The sequence below is a fragment of the Burkholderia sp. PvR073 genome (assembly GCF_054055695.1).
This window is the reverse complement of record NZ_JBSRXO010000001.1, coordinates 1,137,118-1,156,188: the sequence shown is the minus strand read 5'-3', so window position 1 is coordinate 1,156,188 and position 19,071 is coordinate 1,137,118. Positions and strand designations below refer to the sequence as shown.

At 66.9% G+C, this 19,071-nt stretch carries 16 protein-coding genes; 8 read left to right on the top strand and 8 right to left on the bottom strand.

The window, feature by feature from the left end:
• Positions 1-33 precede the first annotated feature (33 nt).
• From ACVK00_RS05145 to ACVK00_RS05135, 3 genes are all read left to right on the top strand, one after another.
• The gene (locus tag ACVK00_RS05145) at positions 34-378 is read left to right on the top strand and encodes a BMA_0021/BMA_0022 family TOMM bacteriocin (RefSeq protein ID WP_006749244.1); all 345 of its coding nucleotides are present in this window, start codon (positions 34-36) and stop codon (positions 376-378) included.
• Between the two features lie 16 nt (positions 379-394).
• Positions 395-757 carry a BMA_0021/BMA_0022 family TOMM bacteriocin gene (locus tag ACVK00_RS05140; RefSeq protein WP_228908719.1) on the top strand — a complete coding sequence of 121 codons (363 nt, stop codon included), beginning with the start codon at positions 395-397 and terminating at the stop codon, positions 755-757.
• A gap of 91 nt (positions 758-848) precedes the next feature.
• On the top strand, positions 849-3,086 hold the full coding sequence (locus tag ACVK00_RS05135) for a TOMM precursor leader peptide-binding protein (protein WP_284888527.1): 2,238 nt from the start codon (positions 849-851) through the stop codon (positions 3,084-3,086).
• Between the two features lie 120 nt (positions 3,087-3,206).
• Here the strand turns inward: ACVK00_RS05135 and ACVK00_RS05130 are convergent, their stop codons facing one another.
• Positions 3,207-3,782: an AidA/PixA family protein gene (locus tag ACVK00_RS05130; RefSeq protein WP_284888528.1), complete on the bottom strand. Its 576-nt coding sequence runs from the start codon at positions 3,780-3,782 to the stop codon at positions 3,207-3,209.
• 281 nt (positions 3,783-4,063) lie between these two features.
• Between ACVK00_RS05130 and ACVK00_RS05125 the strand changes: the two genes are divergently transcribed.
• A complete protein-coding gene (locus ACVK00_RS05125) occupies positions 4,064-4,195 on the top strand; it encodes a betaine-aldehyde dehydrogenase (RefSeq protein WP_284888529.1) in 132 nt (43 codons plus the stop codon).
• Positions 4,196-4,381: 186 nt separating this feature from the next.
• Here the strand turns inward: ACVK00_RS05125 and ACVK00_RS05120 are convergent, their stop codons facing one another.
• Positions 4,382-5,332 (bottom strand): helix-turn-helix domain-containing protein, encoded by a 951-nt coding sequence (locus ACVK00_RS05120; protein ID WP_284888530.1) that lies wholly within the window; start codon positions 5,330-5,332, stop codon positions 4,382-4,384.
• 425 nt (positions 5,333-5,757) lie between these two features.
• Here ACVK00_RS05120 and ACVK00_RS05115 point away from each other — a divergent pair, with 425 nt between their 5' ends.
• A complete protein-coding gene (locus ACVK00_RS05115) occupies positions 5,758-7,356 on the top strand; it encodes a GMC family oxidoreductase (protein WP_284888531.1) in 1,599 nt (532 codons plus the stop codon).
• Between the two features lie 41 nt (positions 7,357-7,397).
• Positions 7,398-8,885, top strand: coding sequence for an NAD-dependent phenylacetaldehyde dehydrogenase (locus tag ACVK00_RS05110; protein WP_284888532.1), 1,488 nt, complete (start codon positions 7,398-7,400; stop codon positions 8,883-8,885).
• A gap of 69 nt (positions 8,886-8,954) precedes the next feature.
• Here the strand turns inward: ACVK00_RS05110 and ACVK00_RS05105 are convergent, their stop codons facing one another.
• The 5 genes from ACVK00_RS05105 to ACVK00_RS05085 form a co-directional block, all read right to left on the bottom strand.
• Positions 8,955-10,046, bottom strand: coding sequence for a porin (locus ACVK00_RS05105; RefSeq protein WP_284888533.1), 1,092 nt, complete (start codon positions 10,044-10,046; stop codon positions 8,955-8,957).
• Positions 10,047-10,229: 183 nt separating this feature from the next.
• Complete coding sequence (locus ACVK00_RS05100; RefSeq protein WP_284888534.1) at positions 10,230-10,952, bottom strand: SDR family NAD(P)-dependent oxidoreductase; 723 nt, start codon at positions 10,950-10,952, stop codon at positions 10,230-10,232.
• Positions 10,930-12,051, bottom strand: a complete 1,122-nt coding sequence (locus ACVK00_RS05095) for a 2,3-butanediol dehydrogenase (RefSeq protein ID WP_228908728.1) — start codon at positions 12,049-12,051, stop codon at positions 10,930-10,932. Before ACVK00_RS05095 ends, ACVK00_RS05100 begins: the two co-directional genes overlap by 23 nt.
• 1 nt (position 12,052) lies before the next feature.
• The gene (locus tag ACVK00_RS05090; RefSeq protein WP_284888535.1) at positions 12,053-13,354 is read right to left on the bottom strand and encodes an MFS transporter; all 1,302 of its coding nucleotides are present in this window, start codon (positions 13,352-13,354) and stop codon (positions 12,053-12,055) included.
• 18 nt (positions 13,355-13,372) lie between these two features.
• Complete coding sequence (locus ACVK00_RS05085; RefSeq protein WP_228908730.1) at positions 13,373-13,906, bottom strand: 2,4'-dihydroxyacetophenone dioxygenase family protein; 534 nt, start codon at positions 13,904-13,906, stop codon at positions 13,373-13,375.
• Positions 13,907-14,092: 186 nt separating this feature from the next.
• Here ACVK00_RS05085 and ACVK00_RS05080 point away from each other — a divergent pair, with 186 nt between their 5' ends.
• Positions 14,093-15,058, top strand: a complete 966-nt coding sequence (locus ACVK00_RS05080; protein WP_284888536.1) for a helix-turn-helix domain-containing protein — start codon at positions 14,093-14,095, stop codon at positions 15,056-15,058.
• Positions 15,059-15,262: 204 nt separating this feature from the next.
• Here the strand turns inward: ACVK00_RS05080 and ACVK00_RS05075 are convergent, their stop codons facing one another.
• Positions 15,263-16,210, bottom strand: a complete 948-nt coding sequence (locus ACVK00_RS05075) for an aldo/keto reductase (protein WP_284888537.1) — start codon at positions 16,208-16,210, stop codon at positions 15,263-15,265.
• A 356-nt stretch (positions 16,211-16,566) separates the two neighbouring features.
• On the opposite strand from ACVK00_RS05075, the gene ACVK00_RS05070 reads away from it, so the two are divergent.
• Positions 16,567-19,071 carry a type VI secretion system Vgr family protein gene (locus tag ACVK00_RS05070; RefSeq protein ID WP_354123219.1) on the top strand — a complete coding sequence of 835 codons (2,505 nt, stop codon included), beginning with the start codon at positions 16,567-16,569 and terminating at the stop codon, positions 19,069-19,071.

Below are 19,071 nucleotides of genomic sequence, written 5' to 3'. Positions count from 1 at the left end.
GCAGTTCCATTCGTCATTCAGGAGAACAGACCGATGAGCAAGGATCTTCGATTACCGACGTACGAGCAGTTTCTCGAATACCGCGCGACCGTCATCCGGGCAATCGCCCTCGCATGGCATTCGCCGGCATTTCTCGACGAACTCGAGAACGATCCGGTCCACGCATTGCGCGAGCATTTCGACTATCACTTTCCGTTCAAGCTCGACCTGAAGGTGCAGATCAAATCGTCGGCGTGGACACCGACCGTCAACGGCGACTGGACGGCCGGCCACAAAAACAAGCTCACCCTGTATCTGCCGCCCGCGCCGGCGGACGAGGCGCAATTCGCGCAGGCGCTGGCCGCGTACAACGCGAACCACATCACCATCATGGAATGACCTCGGGGAAACCGACATGGCAAAGGACAACGCTAATCCGACGCTCGAATCGATGCTGGAGTTTCAGAAGGTCTATCTGCGTGCGATCGCGCTTTCATGGCGGGACCCGGCATTCAAGCGCGAACTGCTGGACCAGCCGCTGGATACGCTCGCGAAATACTTCGGTTACCAGTGTCCGTGGATCCTCGACATCGAGATCGAGAAGACGCACGGTGATCATGGCTGGACGAGCGACGGGAAAGGCGGCGGGAGCTGGAACCTGCCGCGCAACGTGATGACGGTCGGCATACCGGAGCAACCGACGAACCTGGACGAAGAGGCCGTCGCGCTCGCGGCCTACTGCGACGCCGGGCCGAGCTACCTGTTCACCTGCTGCTGACCTGGTGCGGCCGAGCCGCACCCCATCGCGCGACCCGGGCCGGTTGCCCGGGTCGAGCGATGTTTGTTGATCCTTCGCACGGAATCCGACGATGCTTGATGACCTTTCGCGCGTGTTGCGCTTCAAACCGCATTTGCTCGTGCTCGATGCGGGCCCCGAGACGCTGTTCGTCGTCGACGAATTCAAACGCGTAATGCTGTCGGGCGCGATCTTCGTGCGGATCGCCGCCTGCTTGCGGGCGCGGATGACGATCGCCGAGATCGTGACATCGCTTGCCGACACGTTTGGAGAATGGGACGTGCTCGCGCGGCTCGATCACCTGGTGCGTCGCGGGTACGTGCGCGCCGACTCGCCGCACTACGACGATGCCGCGCGCGGCTTCTTCGAGCGTGCCGGGCTCGACGGTGACGCGGCTTGCGCGCGCGTCGTTCAACTGCGCGTCGCGGTCGAGGCGTTTGGCGCCGACGATGCGGCGCTCCGGTGCGCGCTCGACACGGCCGGCATCGATGTCGTGCCGGACGCCGAATTGACCGTCGCGATCGCCGATACGCACGACCGCGACGATCTCGCCGCGTGCGCCGCCCGCGTGGCGGCGCGCGGCGGGGCATTGCTCCTTGTGGCGGCCGGTGGCGTGCAGACGCTGATCGGGCCGTTGCTGGCCGGCGGCGGCGCGCTGGCCGATGCGCCATGCATCGAATGCGTGCGGTACTGGATTCGCATCAACCGGCCGGTCGAGGCGCTGCTTGCGCGCCATCACGGCAGCGCGGCAACGCGTCTGCCGCCGGCCGCGTCGCGTGCCGGCGCCGCTGCCGCCGCGGCGCTCGTTGCGGCGACGGTCGAGCAGATCGCGGTCAACCGCACGATAGCGGAACGTTCGCAAACGCATATCGTGGCGCAGCGCATCGACACGTTGGCCGCTGAACGGCATCGCGTGCTGAAGCGTCCGCAATGCCCGTGCTGCGGCAATCCCGCATGGATGCGCGAGCAGGCGGCGCATGCGCCGCGGCTCGCCGATCATGCGCCGTTGACGCGTGCCGACGGCGGCTACCGTACCGCCGACCCGCAACAGGTGTTCGAGCGTTATGCTCATCTGATCTCGCCGGTCAGTGGCGCGATCGCCTATCTGCACCCGATGCCGAAGCGGCACGCGGGGCTGCGCAAGGTCTATGCGTCGGGCTTTCTGGTGTGCCCGGCCGCCGTACCGGGCAGCAACCGGTTCGACAGGATCTGCTCCGGCAAAGGCCGCACCGACGAGCAAGCCCGCGTGAGCGCGCTATGCGAAGCGCTCGAACGATACAGCAGCGTGTATCAGGGCGACGAGGCGAGGCTGACCGGCAGCATGGAAAGCCTGCTCGCCGATCCGGCTTGCGACGCCGAGCCCATCCACGTGAACGATCTTCAGCAGTTCAGCGAACGGCAATTCGATGCGCGCGACGCGATCAATGCATTGACCCGCGATGTCCGCAAGCAGGTGCCGCCGCGCTTCACGTCGCGCGACGTGATCGACTGGACGCCTGCATGGTCGCTCGTGAGCGGCAGGCGCCGCCTCGTGCCGCTGAGCTACTGCTATGCGGAAACGCCGGACAGTGCGCAGGCGCCGGCCGCGTGCGTGCACAACCCCAACGGCTGCGCGGCGGGTTCGAGCATCGACGAGGCGATTCTGCAAGGCATGCTCGAGTTGATCGAGCGCGATGCGGTCGCGATCTGGTGGTACAACCGGCTTGCACGCCCCGGCATCGATCTCGCGAGTTTCGATGATCCGTATTTCGACGCGCTCGTGCACGAATACGCGACGCTCGGGTGGCGTTTGTGGGCACTGGACATCACCACCGATCTCGCGGTGCCGACCGTGGCCGCGCTGGCGGAAAATCCGCAAGACGGGCGCTTCTCGATCGGCTTCGGCTGTCATCCGGACGGCCGGATCGCGGTGCAGCGGGCACTGACCGAAGTCAACCAGTTGCTCGATGTCGCCGCGGATGCGCCGCATCCGTGGGATCGCGACAAGCTCCCGGCAACCGGATTTCTGTATCCGGCGGCGGGCGCGCGCGCGACGACGCGTTCGACGTGGCAACCGGTCGAGGCCGCGTCGCTACCGGCAGCGCTCGCGCATTGCACCGAGCGCATCGCGGCGGCAGGCATGGACGTGCTCGTCGTCGACAAGACGCGGCCCGACATCGGCTTGTCCGTGGTGCAGGTCATCGCGCCGGGGCTGTGTCATTTCTGGCCGCGGTTCGGCGCGCGACGGTTGTATTCGGTGCCGGTCGAACGGGGTTGGCGCGCGCAGCCGTGCGACGAGACGGAGCTGAATCCGGCGCTGCTGTTTCTGTGACATGACCGCAGGCGCGTCAGCGGCGGCGGAACGCGCCGGGCGGACCGATTCGGTCCGCCCGGTGCCGCCGGGCACCGCGTGCGGATCATGCCCCGGCCATGTCGAGGTGCCCGTTCGGCATCACTGGTTGCTGATGGTGAGGTACGCATCCCAGGTGACGTAGCCCTTCAGTTGCGCGTGCCGGTCGTAAATGGCTGCGACGAACGAATACGTTTCGTTGTTGCCGGGGCGGACCACGGTCGCTTTCGCGTAGTAGTCCGCGCGTGCTTCCTCGTTCACGCTGTTGTTCTCGGGCCAGCCCCGCGCCGGATAGGGCTCCGTGCTGTTGTCGGTGAGGTACGAAACGTAGCCCAGCAGATTGGTGGTCTTCGGAACGAAGTTATACAAGAAGCACTTGTAGTCGGCCGTGCCGGTCAGCGACACGGTGCGCCAGCGGATCACGTCGTCGACCTCGGCCTTGATCCGCAAATTGCTACCTCCTTCGCCCTCGTTCTGTCCCTGCGTCGTGCCCTGGCCGTAGCCGTACGCCGCATTCGCCAGCGTGGTGATCATGTACACGGTATCGGGATTGTTCCCGAGCGACGTCGGCTGGTCCGGATGCTGGCTGAGCGAGTTGTTGTTGCTCTTCAGGATCTCGTCGACATCGAACGCGATCAGCACATCGACGATTTTGAAGATATCCAAGATTTTGGGCATGGCAGTTCCTTTCACGCTTTCTCGTTGAAAAACACTCTGCTGAGTGACGACGCCCGTGGCATCTGCATCTCTCCCATCCTGCGAAGCGGCGCTTGCGGAGAAGGCGGCGCGCGGAAGAGTATCGACAGCGTACGAAGGATCGATCCGCGAATCGATTACACACGCTTACAGCACGCGTGCATATGAATCCTGCATCCGGTGCACGGATGTCCCGGCGTCGCCGGAACCCGCGTCCTGCAGTGGGCCGGATATGTCGATGCTTCGTACCCCGGGATCTGCCGATGTCGTTCCACACGCTGCGCTGTTTCGCCGGCTGGGCAGACAAACCCGAAAGCCGGCAGATTCCGACCGGCGGCTTCATGGGGCGCCCGACGGTCAACTACACCGTCGCAGTGCCGCGATATGGGATATGAGGGGAGCAGAGCCGCGGTAGTCGCCGTCGAGCGAGATGAAAGCAGCGACCCGAACCGGCGCGGCGCCTTCGTCGTCGGCGGTCCGGATTCGCGAAAATATTGGGCTCGTGGGGGCTGCGAAAAGCCTTGCAGCAGGACGCTGCGATCCATCCGACCGATCAGCGGATTCGCACCATGCGGATCACGTCACTCGCTCGGAGCACTCCGATACGCATCCCGATACACCCCGGGACTACACCCGAACCGTGCCTTGAACGCCCGCCCGAAATGCGTGATGTCCGAAAACCCGCACGCGATCGCGAGTTCCAGCAGCGTGCGGTTGGTATCGGCCGGATCTTCCAGCGCGCGCCGACTCGCCTGCAGCCGATACTCCTGAATCAGGCTCTGCGGTGTCCGCTCGGTCGCGGCCAGCGCGCTATATAACGTGCGCCGCGACACGTTCAGCGCGCTCGCCAGCTTGTCCGGCGACAAGTCGGGATCGCTGTAGTGATGCGACAGGTAGATTTCCGCGTTCATGCGCAGGGCAGCGCTGCGTGCATCCGTACCGGTCAGCGAATCGCTCGCCTCGCGTCGAATCACCGAATCGAGCAGCATCAGCGTCGATTGCTCGAAGCCGAACAGGCTCTCCGGATCGTTCGGCACCTGCCCGTCCATCAGGTAATGGATCGATTGAAGGGCCAGTTGCGCATTGCCGACGGTTCGGCGCACCTGCACGCCCGCGCGCTCGACGAACCAGCGCCACATCGTGCCGCTTCTCGGCGGCGTCAGCGCGGCGACGAAGCGTGATGCGTTCGTCGATTCGATCATGTACGGCTGCGTCGCATCGTAGATCACCCACTCGCCGGGATTGACGGTCGACGTCGCGTTGCGCTGCGTGACGCGGCTTTGCCCGGCGATCTGGAACAGGATCTTGTAGCAATCGCTGTCCGCGCGCGATGCGAGCGAGCGGTCGCGATCGACGCGGATCGCGGTGGTGTCGACCTCCGCCATCCGCAGGCCGCCCACCGTCGCAACACGCACCGACATCCGGAACTGCGAGCCGGTGTCGTGAAAGACCAGCGGCAGGAAGCTGTCCGCGATCAGGTCGCGCAGATTCGCGCTGCTGTTGCTGGCGTCGACGACGAGTTCGTGTGCCATTGCCGGAAGAGGAAGTGGGCCGGGGAACGCGTCAAGGTTAATGCAAACGATCGGGACGCGCATTCAAACGCCGCCATTGTCGGCAGCGCTGCCCCGCGGCGTCAATCGTGGTTTCTCCACGTTATCCAGGGCCGCCGTCGCGCGACGGCATCGATCTGCACGCTGAAGCCAAAAGTGTGCACGCATCGCCGAACGGCGCCCGCGGCGCATCCCTAGAATCGGAAAGCGGTCGGCAAGCTGTCCTGTCGAATCGGGCGCGTGCTCGCACGCAGCCGGTCGGCGCGTCGAATCGCACGGGCTGGCTCGCGCCATGAGAAACAACCACCGATTTTCAAGGAGACGCCGCCGCAGGCCGGGCGACGGACGCATGCGGCGGCAGCGCGCGCCGGTGAACGTCGCGCGCACGACAGCGGGCGCATACCAGGATGTCCGATAGAACTTTCGATTACATCGTCATTGGCGCCGGCTCGGCGGGCTGCACGATCGCGACCCATCTCGTCGAGCGCGGCCTCGGCACCGTGCTGCTGCTGGAAGCGGGCGGCCACGACAAGGATCTGTTCATCCACATGCCGGGCGGGCTGGCGAAGGCGATTCCGCGCTACACGTGGCCCTATGCGGCCGAGCCGTCGGACGACGTGAAGGGCCGCTCGATCGCGGTGCCGCAGGGGCGCGTGCTCGGCGGCTCCAGTTCGGTCAACGGAATGCTGTACGTGCGCGGGCACCGCAACGACTACGACCGCTGGGAGACCGAATTCGGCTGCAACGGCTGGGGCGCGGACGACATGCTGCGCTACTTCGCGAAGGCCGAGAACAACGAATCGCTGACGACGCCCTATCACGGCAACAAGGGACATCTGCAGGTCACCGAGATCCGCTATCGCCATCCGCTGTCGCAGGCGTTCGTGCGGGCGGGCCAGCAGATGGGGCTCGACTACCTGGTCGACTACAACGGCGAGCGGCAGCAGGGCGTCGGGTTCTATCAGGCGACGATCTTCAACGGCGAGCGCGGCTCCACGGCGGCGACCTACCTGAGCGCGATCCGCAACCGTCCGGAACTCAGCCTCGAAGTCGATGCGCTGGTCGAACGCGTGGAAATCGAAGGCGGCCGCGCGACCGGCGTCACGTATCGGCAGGGCAACCGTCGCGTGACGGCGCGCGCCCGGGCCGAAATCATCGTGTCGGCCGGCGCGATCGGCTCGCCGAAGATCCTGCAGTTGTCCGGCATCGGGCCGCAAAAGGTGCTCGAGGACGCCGGCGTGCAGGTCAGGCACGTGCTGCCGGTGGGCGAGAACTTCCACGATCACATGCACATGTCGGTCAATGCGACGATCCGCACGCCGGTGTCGCTCTACGGCCAGGACAAGGGATGGCGCGCGCTGAAGCACGGCATCCAGTGGAAGTGGTTCCGCTCCGGGATCCTGACGTCGCCGGTGCTCGAAGGGTTCGCGTTCGTCGATACCTGCGGGCAGGGGCAGCCGGACGTCCAGTTCCATTTCCTGCCGACGATCGACTCGTTCGACGATCCGATCGGCGTGACGGCGGGTCGCACGCACGGCATCACGATCAAGACCGGTCATCTGCAACCGTATTCGCGCGGCCGCGTGACGATCCGCTCGTCGAACCCGCATGAACTGCCGCGCATCGACGGCCGCTATCTGTCCGACCGCCGCGACGTCGACGGCCAGATCCGGGCGGCGAAGCTCGCGCTGAAGATCCTGCGCCAGCCGGCGCTCGCGGAGCACGTCGACGAGATCTTCTCGCCGGACTGTGCGCCCGACGACGACGCGGGGATCGAGGACTGGGTGCGCGGCGCGGCGAAGACGGTCTATCACCCGGTCGGCACCTGTCGGATGGGCACGGATGCGGCGTCGTCCGTCGTCGATCCGCAACTGCGCGTGCACGGTATCGCGGGGCTGCGCGTGGCCGACAGCTCGACGATGCCGAGCATCCCGAGCGGCAACACGAACGCGCCGACCATCGCACTCGCCGAAAAGGCGTCGGACCTGATCGCCCACGCGGCTTGATCGGGCCTTTCACACTCAATTGGATTTCCGGAGGAATACAGATGGCACTGGTTCGGATGCTGGACGAAGTCAGGGCGTTTCTCGCGCGCGAACACGGTCATTACATCGACGGCCGCGCGGTGGCCGGCCGCGGCGAACGGATCGTCGTGCACGATCCGGCCACGTGCGCGGTGATCGGCTCGGTCGCGCAGGCGACCGACGACGACGTCGAAGCCGCGCTCGCGTCGTCGCATCGCGCGTTTCGCGGCGAGTGGGCAAACCTGACGCCGGCCGACCGCGAGCGCATCCTGCTGCGCTTCGCGGACCTGATCGAAGCCCATGGCGAAGAGATCGCGCAGATCGAAACCGCGCAGTCGGGCAAGCTGATCGGGCTGTCGCGCGTGATCGAGGTCGGCTGGTCTGCCCGCTGGCTGCGCTATTACGCGGGCTGGGCCACGAAGATCGCGGGCGAAACGCTCGCCCCGTCGTTTCCCAGCATGAACGGCGAGCGCTACACGTCGTTCACGCTGCGCGAACCGCTGGGCGTCGTGTTCGGGATCATTCCGTGGAATTTCCCGGTGATGATCCCGGTGTGGAAATTCGGCGCGGCGCTCGCGACCGGCAACACGGTGCTCATCAAGTCGTCGGAGTTCACGCCGCTCACGATGCTGCGCATCGCGGAGCTGGCGACCGAAGCCGGTTTGCCCCCCGGCACGCTCAACGTGATCAACGGCACCGGCCAGGTCGGCGCGAAGGTGATCCGCGATCCGCGCGTGGCGAAGGTGTCGTTCACGGGTTCGGTGCCGACCGGTCGCATCATCGGCGAGCAAGCCGTCAACGCGAACTTCACACGCTTCACGCTCGAGCTGGGCGGCAAGAACGCGGCGGCTTTCCTGGCCGATACGCCGGTCGACAAGATTCTCGACGGCATCGTCGAGGCCGGGTTCCTGCATAGCGGGCAGGTGTGCGCGTCGGCCGAACGCTTCTTCGTGCATCGTTCGAAGTTCGACGAGGTGGTCGAAAAGATGAAGGCGCGCCTGGACGGCTTTCAGCCGGCCGATCCGATGGACGACGCCGGGATGATCGGCCCCGTCTGCAACGAACCGCAGTTCCGCAAGTGCGTCGACGCGTTCGACCTTGCGCGCTCGGAAGGCGACACGATCGTCACGGGCGGCGGCGCGTACGCGCGCGACGGCTTCTACGTGAAGCCGACGATCGTGCTGCCGCGTTCGCTGGAATCGGCTTCGTACCGCAAGGAGATCTTCGGGCCGGTCGGCGCGTTCGTGCCGTTCGACGACGAGGAAGAGCTGATCGCGATGATGAACGATACGCCGTTCGGGCTGACCGCGAGCCTGTGGACGAACGATCTGTCGAAGGCGCTGCGCTACGTGCCGCGCATCGAAGCCGGCACCGTGTGGGTGAACATGCATACGCTGGTCGACCCGGCCGTTCCGTTCGGCGGCGCGAAGGGGTCCGGCATCGGCCGCGAATATGGTTCGTCGTTCATCGACGCTTATACCGAGCCGAAAGCGGTGACCATTCGCTTCTGACGAAGCCACCTCCCGCGCAACCCGCCCGGGCAGAACCGGGCGGGCGTTTCAGTCACAAGCGGTTACCGCTCAGAACCGCGTACTGAACCCGATCCGCGCGACCGACTGCAGCGCGCCGCTCGACGCGCCGTTCGCGTCCATCACGCCGTTGATCTGCGCGTGGCTGCCGTGGCTCGCGCGCTGATGCACGCCCGCGACGTACACCATCGTGCGTTTCGACAGCCAGTACTGGACGGCGGCCAGGAACTGGTGCGCATGCGCGTTCTCGAGCGTGTCATTGCCCTTCATGTACGTGTAGCTCGCCCCGATCACCCAGACCGGCGACGGATGCCAAGCGGCGCCGGCCTCCGCCGACCACACGCCCGCACCATTCCACGCGTTGTGCACGGTCGTGAAAAGCGCCTTCGCCGTCACCGTGCCGAGCGTGTAGTGCGCGCCGGCGCCCCAGTTGCGCACGGTGGTGGCTGGCCGCCCATCCGCCGCGCCGTACTTCTGGTTCGTATAGGCCGCGCCCGCGCCGAACGGGCCGTTGTCGTAGCTCGCACCGACGCTGACCGTGTTGTTCGCGCCGACCGACCCCGCGACGTTCCCGAAGCCGTACAGCGCGCCGAAGGTCAGGCCCGAGATCGACGCGCTCGTGTACTTGACCGAATTCGCGACGCGATTGCTGCCCGCGACGCGGTCCCAGTCGAATGCGCCGGTCGGGTTGTTCGGCAGCGCGAGCGTGTCGAACGGCCCGTTGCGAAAGCCGTACAGCCCGACGAGATCCTGCGCGATCTCGTTGCCGCTCGCGGCCAGCGAATCGACCATGAATTCGTACTGGTTGCCGAGCGTCAGCGTGCCGTAGCGGTCGTTCTGCAGCCCGACATAGGCCGTGCGCGCGAACAACCCGCCGCCGATCATCGAGCCGTTCGCGAGCGAGAATTGATTGACGAGCCGGAAGATAGCGCGCGTGCCGGCGCCGAGATCTTCCTTGCCTTCGAAGCCGAGCAGGTTCGGGAAGAATATGTTGTCGTCGAATTTCGCGTTGCCGTGGCCGCCTTCGTTGCTGACATAGCTGATGCCGGCATCCAGCAGCCCGAACATCGTCACGCTGCTCTGCGCGCATGCCGCGGCCGGAATCGTGCAGGCCGCGAGGGCCAGCAGGGTCATTTTCGTCATCTCCAAATGCTCCTCACATGTTTCCGGTCTTGCCGGAATATTTTTGATTGGACTACTGATTGATATGAAGGTAGTGAATCGTTCGGCCGCCGATTCGGTCGTGCCGGGAACGGGATCGGAGCTGGATCGCGCACGCGGGCACCGGCGCGCAGCGCCTGCGCCAATGCCTGCGTGCGCCGGCCGCTATACCGTCGAATACCCGCCGTCCACCGGCACGATCGCGCCGGTGACGAACGACGCGCCGGGCGAGCACAGGAACAGGATCACTTCCGCGACCTCGTCGGCCGTGCCCCAGCGCGCGAGCGGCGTGCGCTCGAGAATTCGCCGCGACGCGTGCGTGTCGGCCATCAGCCCGCTGCTGAGCGGCGTGTCGATCCAGCCGGGCGCCACTGCATTCACGCGGATGCCGCGCTCGGCCCACGCCTGCGCGAGCGAGCGCGTGAGCTGCGCGATGCCGCCCTTGCTCGCGCTGTAGGCCGGGCGGTCCTTGCTGCCGAAGTACGTGTACATCGACGCGACATTGACGATGCTGCCGCCGCTCGCCGACAGCGCCGGCAGCGCGGCGTCGGATGCCCGCATCACCGACGTCAGGTTCACGTTCAGCACGAGCTCGAACTGGTCCAGCCTGTACTCGTCGGCGTGCCGGCTGATGCCCACGCCGTTGACGAGTGCGTCGACGCGCGGCAGCGCGCGGATCCTGCGCGTCAAGGCTTCGCTGTCGGTCACGTCGACCTCCACGCAGCGGATCCCGGGATGCGCCGGCGCATGCGGGCCGGCGGCCTCGAGCCCGAGCGCGACGACCGACGCGCCCGCGTCCGCGAAACGCCACGCGGTGCGCGCGCCGATGCCCGACGTGCCACCCGTCACGACGACGGTCTTGCCGTCAAACGACCAGGGGCGGCTCATGCTCGATGCTCCCGACGGTGTGAAGACGGCGCGCATGCCGGCGCGGCGGCGCAACCAGGATCTTGATCTGCGCGCGATCGGCGAGCAGCGCGTCGAAGCCGTCGGCGACGGCATCTTCGAGCGCGACCGTGCGCGTGACGATCGACGTGAGATCGAGCGCGCCCGACCCGATCAGCCGCAGCAGGTCTTCGTACACGTGCCGGTAGCCGACGCTCGCCGTGAAGGTCAGCTCGTCGTTGACCGCGCGGAACGCATCGAAACCTGCATGCGGCATCAGGCCGACCATCACGAGGCGGCCGCCCTTGCGTAGCCCCTGCATCGCGGCCTCGAACGTGGCCGGCAGGCCGGCCGCCTCGAAGCTCACGTCGACGCCGAGCCCGCCCGCCGCTTCGCGGATCGCATCGCGCAGCACCGGCGCGTCGAGCGAGCGCGCGTCGAACGCGTGCGTCGCGCCGAAGCGCGCGGCCGCGGCGAGCCGCTCGGGCGACACGTCGACCGCGACGATGGTCGTCGCGCCCTGCAGCTTCGCGAGCATGATCAGCAGCAGGCCGATCGGCCCGAGCCCGAACACCGCGCAGGTGTCGCCGAGCCGCAACTCGCCACGCCGCAGCGCATGCAACGCGACGGCCGCCGGTTCCATCACCGCGGCCTGTTCGAGACTGACGTCGTCGGGGAGTCGATGCAGCATGTAGGCCGGCACGACCGCGAAGTCGGCCATCCCGCCATCGCCCATCAGGCCGGCGAAGCCCATCGATACGCACAGGTTGTACGAGCCCGAGCGGCAGTACGCGCACTGGTGGCAGTGATACTCGGGCTCGACCGCGACGCGGTCGCCCGGGGTCAGCGTCGTCACGCCCGCGCCGACTTCGACGACGGTGCCGCAGAACTCGTGACCGAGTGTGAGCGGGGCGGTGCGGCCGGACAGCGGATGCGGCGTGTCGACAGGAATCGCGTGCGGGCCGTCTGCATATTCGTGCAGGTCGCTGCCGCAGATGCCGCAATACGCGACCGCGATGCGGACCTGGCCGGGCCCGGCGCGCGGCGTGTCGAGATCGACCACGCGGAGGTCGCGCGGGCCGTGCCATTGAAGTGCACGCATGTCAGCGTCCTCCGAGGTTCTGGGTATCGAGACGGGGGGTAGCGTCGGCGAGCGCGCGCTTGCGCAGCACGGCGGGCGCGGTTTCGACCAGGCCGAACGACAGCACGCACGCGAGAATCGCGCCGGCGGCCGACGTCCACATCGCGAACTGCAGGCCGTACTTGTCGGCCGCGAAGCCCGCGACGGTCGGCGCGACGAAGCCGCCGATCAGCTCGCCCGCGCCCATGATCAGGCCGAGCGCGCTGGCGATCGCGCGGGGCGGCACGGTTTCGGCCGGGATCGTCGCCATGAACAGCGTGAAGCAGCCGAGGCCCGTGTACGTGACGAACACGAGTGCGCCGAGCGCCCAGACCGAGCCGACATGGATCATCACGACCGGGCACGCGGCCGCGACCAGCGCGAACGCGATCATCGTCGGCTTGCGGCCGATGCGGTCGGAGATCGCCGGCACCGCGAAGCCCCAGAACACCCACGCGGCGCCGAGGCAGGTCATCACGACGCCCATGTCGGCCGGCGACAGATGGCGGCTTTCCACGAGGAAGACCGGCGCGAACGAGATGATCACGACGAACCACGTGAGGAAGAAGCAGCTGATCAGCACGCAGAGCAGGATGTTGCGTTCCTTCAGCAGTGCCCAGCGGTTGATCGCCGCGCCGCTCGCGGCCGGCGCGCCGGCGCCGACGGCCGGTGCATGCCGTACGCCGCCGGGCGGCACTTCACGCACCCAGCGCCAGATGCAGAACGCGATCAGGAAGCCCGGAATGCACGATACGTAGAACGCCTCGCGCCAGCCGTAGGCGGTCGCGATCCCGATCACGACCGGCGGGCCGATCATCGCGCCGAGCAGGCCGGCAGCCGAGCCCTGCAGCAGACCCATGTTCAGTCCGCGGCGGCTCGGCGTCGAGCTCTCGACCATCAGCGATTGCGACAGCGGCAGCACGGGCCCTTCGGCGATGCCCATCAGCGCACGGAACGCGATCAGGCTCGCGAAGCCGCCGACGAGCCCCGACAGCGCCGAGCACACGGAGAAGCCGAGCACCGCGGCGATCAGCAGCGGCTTGCGCGTGCCGCGCGCATCGGACCAAGCGCCGGTCGCGGCACCCGACAGCGCCCACGTGAGCGCGAGCGCGGACGACACCATGCCGAGCTGCGTATTCGACAGATGCAGCTCGGCCGACATGAACGGGAACAGGAACGACAGCGCGAGGCGGTCGAAGAACACGAAGCCGAACGTCATGAACAGGATCAGCAGCAGCCTGTTCTCATACGTCCATGCCGGTTTGAAGGAGGGGTGGGATGTCATGAGCGGCCTCGTCGCGCGTCAGCGGAACAGCTTCTCGATCGCTTGGGCGCCGAGGCCGACCTTCTCGTAATGGGCCTTGCACATCGCGATGTACGAATGCACGTCGAAGTAGCCGTCGGGGTTGCCTTCGTCGTCGAGCCAGATCAGCGGGCCCTTGACGATGAAGAACGCGCGCATCGGTTCCGGGTGGTCGAACGCGACGAGCGTATGGCCTTCGCCGGGCGTTTCATACACGAAATCGCCGCGCGTCGCGGTCCATTCGTGCTCCAGGTAGCCCCACTTGCCCGACAGCGTGTAAGCGAACACCTCGTGCGGGTGATAGTGGCGGTTCACGAGCCCCGCTTCCTTCGCCATCAGGATGTCACACCATTTGTTCTGCGACGGCGAGATCCACAACGGCCGCGATGAAACCGTTTCGGTGAACGGAACGTAAAGGCGCTCGTCGTCGGTGGCCGCATTCGGAATGTAAGCTTCCGGCAGCGCATCGGGCTTGAACGGATTGGCAATCGGCGCGATGTTTTGCCAGAATTCGGATACGGCTTTGTCGACCACGGTGTGTCTCCTTGTCGTTGGGTGTCGTGGGGTCGACTGTAGCCAGCCGGTGTGCGGCGCTCTTGACTGGGCTGGACGAATTGCTTGATCGGGCCGGACATCGCACCGCACCGCACTGCACCAATAACCTACGCACCATCCCCCAATCCGTGCCGCTCCGCACGACAGGCGACTCCAGGAGGCGACGTGACGAATTCGACCGTTCTTTCATGCACGCGAGGCTCGACGGCCGACGTGCCGGCGCGCGACCGGATGGCGTACTGGGATGCGTTCAACGCCGCGACGCTGGTCGGCCTGCGCTGCTCGTCGCTGTCGCTGGCGGGGCTCGAGGTCGAGAAAACCGATCTCGCGCTGCCGGGGCTCGGCGTCGCCGACATCAGCGGCCGCGATCACGTGATCGAGCGCAGCCCCGCGCTGGTGCGTCAACTGCCGAAGGAGTCGCTGTTCGCGTGCCAGATCCTGAGCGGTCGTGCGTATTTCATCCAGCGCGACCGGTGCCTGCTCGCGGAAGCCGGCGATGTCGTCGTGTACGACACGCGCGTGCCCTACCTGTTCGGATTCCTGACGCCGATGCGGCAGCTGCTGGTCGACATCCCGATCACCACGTTCGACGACCGCTTCGACGCGGAGCTGGCGGCGCTGCCGCTGCGGATCGCGCCGAAACCGGGCGCCGGCGCGATGCTCGGCGCGACGCTGCGCGCGAGCGTCGAGCGGTTCATGAGGGATCCGGTCGAAGAAGACGCCGCGCGCTTCGTCGAACATACGCGCACGCTGGTCGCGGAGCTCATCGGCGCGGAAGTGAACGGCGCGGGCGCATCGCGCGCGTCGCTGTCGTACCTGCTGACCGCGAAGCAATACATCGCGACGCATCTCGGCGACCCGGAGCTCGGGCCGCAGGCGGTCGCCGATGCGGTCGGGCTGTCGTTGCGGCACCTGAGCCGGCTCTTTGCCGCCGAGGGCGACTCGATCACGCAGCACATCTGGTCCGAGCGGCTGTCGCATGCGCATCGCGAACTGGTCGATGCGCGCCTGCGCAAGACGAGCATCGGCGAGATCGCGTTTCGCTGGGGGTTCTCGAGCCAGGCGCACTTCAGCCGCGCGATTCGCGAACGCTACGGTGCGTCGCCGATGGCGCTGCGCAGCGCCTGTTGAAACAGCGGAACCGATGTTGAAGCGGCGCGTGGCTCACGCGCCGTTTTCGTTTTCATTGCGCTTTCGTCGCGGCGGGGGCTCGCTTCCTCAACCCACGATCATGCTCGCCGGCGCGGTATCGCCAACGCATCGCAGATCCGCAATCCGTCGATCCGTTGAACCGCGAACCCCTGCGGTCCAAGCAACCGCCCGCCGCGAACGCCCTCAGACCGCGCTGGCCTCGTCGATCTTGCGGATATCTTCGTCATCGAGCTTCACGCGGATCGCTTCGCCGAGCAGCGCGAGCTGCGACAGCGACGTCGCGCTCGCGATCGGCGCGGTGATCGTCGGCCGCGCGATCTGCCACGCGAGCGCGATCGCGGCCGGTTGCGTGCCGTGCTTCGCCGACACGTCGTCGAGCGCCGCGAGAATGCGCAAGCCGCGCGCATCGAGATAGCCGGCGACGCGATCGCCGCGCACGCTCTTCTTCAGGTCGGCGTCGCTGCGGTACTTGCCCGACAGGAAGCCGCTCGCGAGTGCGTAGTAGTTGACGACGCCGAGCTTCAGGTCGCGCACGACCGGTTCGAGATCACGCTCGTATTCGGCGCGGTCGATCAGGTTGTATTCCGGCTGGATCACCTGGTAAGCCGGCAGGCCGGCGCGCTTGCTGATGTCGGCGGCTTCGCGCAGGCGCGCGCCGCTGTAGTTCGACGCGCCGATGATGCGCACCTTGCCCGCGTCGATCAGCGTCTGGTAGGCGGCGAGCGTTTCCTCGAGCGGTGCCGTGTCGGCGAGATCGCGGTGCGAGAAATACAGGTCGATGTAGTCGGTCTGCAGGCGGCGCAGCGAATCGTCGGCGGCCTTCAGGATGTTGTCCTTCGTCAGGCCCGCGCGCGCCTCGAGCAGGCCGACCTTGGTCGCGATCACGACCTGGTCGCGCTTGCCGGAACGCTTGAGCCACTTGCCGATGATCGTTTCCGATTCGCCGCCGCTGTTGCCGGGCGCCCACGCCGAATAGACGTCGGCCGTGTCGATGAAGTTGATGCCGGTGTCGGCGAGCGCGTCGAGCAGCACAAACGATGCGTTCTCGTCGACGGTCCAGCCGAAGACGTTGCCGCCGAAGGCGAGCGGTGAAACCTGGATGTCCGACGTGCCGAGGGTGCGTAGTGCCATGTTGCTCTCCTGATGCTGCGGGGTGACGGGATTGAACGACGGAGATGAAGCAGGTCGCGTTGAGACGGCGAAGCGCATCGCGAGGTTCCGCCGCGCGCGCACAAACCGGTGTGTTTCGCGACGGCATGCCGGGATGCCGGACAGGGCGCCGTCATCGCGGCGATGCTGTCCGTTCGGGCGCCGCCCGGATCGTGCAGGGATGCTGTATTTATTACCGATTTGCCGCGTCGGACTGGGGAATTGCCGGAGTGCGTGAGCGTTGTCGCGGCCCGTTGTCTACGATATCCTTTCATCCCAAAATTAAGGGAGGCAGCGGGCCGCTGCCCATACGAACGAAAAATCATTCTGAGGCGGTCATGGCTGACCTGGCGGCATTCATTCGCACCCCGTTTTTCCTGCAAGACAAGCGCCTGCTCGCGCTGTCTTTTCCTCACGACGACGCACCCTCCGTCACCGATTCGTACGGCCGGCAACGTCCGGCGCGACTGGTCGTCGAGCGGCTCGTCGCGCACGAGGGGCTCGGAATCGATTTCACGTTTGAACTGACGCTGCTGTCCGGCGAGGCGGGCGTCACGCTGGCCGACATGCTGGGCAGGCTGCTCGCGGTGTCGATGGTGCGGCCCGATGGCGGCCTTCGTCATTTCACCGGTTATTGCACGGAGTTCTCGCTCGTCCGCAACGACGATTCGATCGCGGAATATCGCGCGGTGTTGCGCCCGTGGAGCCACTTCCTGCGCACGCGCGTGAACAACCGCCTGTTCCTCGGGCAATCGCTCCAGCAGCAGATCGGCACGTTGCTCGCCGATTACCAGGGGCTCGCTCCGTCCTGGGAGTGGCGCGTGCGCCGCGACGATCCGGCGCGCACCATGAACGTTCAGGGCGCAGGGCTCGGCGAAAGCGACTGGAACTACATCGTCCGCCACCTGGAAGCCGCCGGGTTCCTGTACTGGTGGGAGCACGACGAGAAAGGGCTGAAGCTGGTTATCGGCGACGACAGCACGGTGCAGTGCCCGGCCATCGACGGCCGCTCGCCCGAGATCCGTTTCCAGACGCACGACGGCTCGATGGCCGCGGACGCCATTTCGCAATGGTCGGCCGTGCGGTCGCTGACCGCGGGAAGCTACAGCGCGACGGCGTTCGATTTCAAGGCGCCGCATGCCGCCAGTGCGCAGATACCGACGCTTCATCCGCCGGGTGTCGCGCCCCAGGTCGAGCACCATGAATACGTGGGGCACTACGGTTTCGCGAAGGAAACGCGTTCCGGCGATGCGCTGGCGCGCGTGCGGATGGAGGAGATCGAGGCCGCGGCGGCGCGTTTCGACGCGGCCGGCAACCATCACGGCATCGTGCCGGGCCGCTGGTTCCAGCTCTCCGATCACTTCAGCACGGCGTCGGGCAGCCCGGAGGACCATCGGTACCTGATTCTCGAAGCCCGTCACGAGGCGGCGAACAACTATCTGCAGGCCGACGGCAAGCCCGAGTATCGCAACCGCTTCGTCGCGGGCCACCGGCATGCGCCGTGGCGCCCGGGCCGTGGGTTCAACAGCGAACCCGTGCGGGTGCTTGCGCCGCAGACCGCGACCGTCGCGGGCGCGAAAGGCGCCGGCAGCGTCGACGTCGACGAGTACGGCCGGGTCTGCATCGTGTACCACTGGGATCGCGCGGCGCAGACCAGCGCGCGGATTCGCGTGGCGGCCGGCTGGGCCGGTGGCGAGAAGGGCATGATCGCGCATCCCCGCGTGGGCAGCGAGGTGCTCGTGATGTGCCTCGACGGCAATCCCGACCGGCCCGTCGTGTCGGGTACCACGTACAACGCGGAACGGATGCCGCCGTGGGCGCTTCCCGACCAGCAGGTGCTGACGGGGCTGCGCAGCCGCGAGCTGTCGGGCGACGGCGGCAATGCGGCGGGCGGCCGTTCGAATCACGTGCTGCTCGACGATACGCCGCAGCAGCTCCAGCTGAAGCTGCGCAGCGATACCGACGCCAGCGAACTGACGCTGGGGCACAACGTCCGCATCGACAATACGCAGGGGCGCACCGACCAGCGCGCGCGCGGTTTCGAATTGCGGACCGACGCGCACGGTGCCGTCCGGGCGGCCAAGGGCCTGCTGGTGACGAGCGAAGCGCGCTACGAAGCACGCGCCCATGCGACGGACCTCGGCGAGACCGTCGCGCGCCTCGAGAAGGCGCACGACCTGCATGAAACGCTGTCGGGCTCCGCGCATGACGTGAAGGCGCAGGAGTCGGGCGACCAGGATGCCGTCCATCAGGCGATCCGGACGCAGAACGACGGCCTCAAGGGCAGCGGCGGCAATCCGCAGCAGGGCGAATTCCCGGAATTCGCGCAGCCGTTCCTGGCGCTCGCCAGCCCGGCGGGGATCCTGGCCACCACGACGGGATCGACCCATGTTGCGAGCGACCAGCACGTCGCACTGACGAGCGGTGCCCACACGAGCATCGGCGCGGGCAAGAGCATGCTGGTCAGCGCGCAGGAGGCCGTGCGCGTCGCCGCGTTCGAGAAAGGCATCCGGCTTGTCGCGGCCGCCGCCGACATCGACATCCAGGCGCTGAAGGACAGCATCAATGTGCTGGCCAAGCTGGACGTGAAGGTCGATGCGAACCGCATCACGATCACCGCAAAGGAAGAGGTCCTGATCAACGGCGGTACCAGCTACACGCGCTGGAACGGTAGCGGCATCGTCCATGGGACCAAGGGCGAATGGACCGCGCATGCCGCGTCGCATGCGTTCATCGGGCCGGACAACCTGCCCGTGCCCGCCCGGGCGTTCCCGGGCACGGCCTGCGCGCCGTGCATGGTCAATGCGGCATCGATGGCGTCGCCGTTCGCGGCCAAGGCGTGA

Coding starts and splice junctions, on each gene's coding strand:
- ACVK00_RS05145 (WP_006749244.1), top strand. CDS start 34: ATGAGCAAGGATCTTCGATTACCGACGTACGAGCAGTTTCTCGAATAC.
- ACVK00_RS05140 (WP_228908719.1), top strand. CDS start 395: ATGGCAAAGGACAACGCTAATCCGACGCTCGAATCGATGCTGGAGTTT.
- ACVK00_RS05135 (WP_284888527.1), top strand. CDS start 849: ATGCTTGATGACCTTTCGCGCGTGTTGCGCTTCAAACCGCATTTGCTC.
- ACVK00_RS05130 (WP_284888528.1), bottom strand. CDS start 3,782: ATGCCCAAAATCTTGGATATCTTCAAAATCGTCGATGTGCTGATCGCG.
- ACVK00_RS05125 (WP_284888529.1), top strand. CDS start 4,064: ATGTCGTTCCACACGCTGCGCTGTTTCGCCGGCTGGGCAGACAAACCC.
- ACVK00_RS05120 (WP_284888530.1), bottom strand. CDS start 5,332: ATGGCACACGAACTCGTCGTCGACGCCAGCAACAGCAGCGCGAATCTG.
- ACVK00_RS05115 (WP_284888531.1), top strand. CDS start 5,758: ATGTCCGATAGAACTTTCGATTACATCGTCATTGGCGCCGGCTCGGCG.
- ACVK00_RS05110 (WP_284888532.1), top strand. CDS start 7,398: ATGGCACTGGTTCGGATGCTGGACGAAGTCAGGGCGTTTCTCGCGCGC.
- ACVK00_RS05105 (WP_284888533.1), bottom strand. CDS start 10,046: ATGACGAAAATGACCCTGCTGGCCCTCGCGGCCTGCACGATTCCGGCC.
- ACVK00_RS05100 (WP_284888534.1), bottom strand. CDS start 10,952: ATGAGCCGCCCCTGGTCGTTTGACGGCAAGACCGTCGTCGTGACGGGT.
- ACVK00_RS05095 (WP_228908728.1), bottom strand. CDS start 12,051: ATGCGTGCACTTCAATGGCACGGCCCGCGCGACCTCCGCGTGGTCGAT.
- ACVK00_RS05090 (WP_284888535.1), bottom strand. CDS start 13,354: ATGACATCCCACCCCTCCTTCAAACCGGCATGGACGTATGAGAACAGG.
- ACVK00_RS05075 (WP_284888537.1), bottom strand. CDS start 16,210: ATGGCACTACGCACCCTCGGCACGTCGGACATCCAGGTTTCACCGCTC.
- ACVK00_RS05070 (WP_354123219.1), top strand. CDS start 16,567: ATGGCTGACCTGGCGGCATTCATTCGCACCCCGTTTTTCCTGCAAGAC.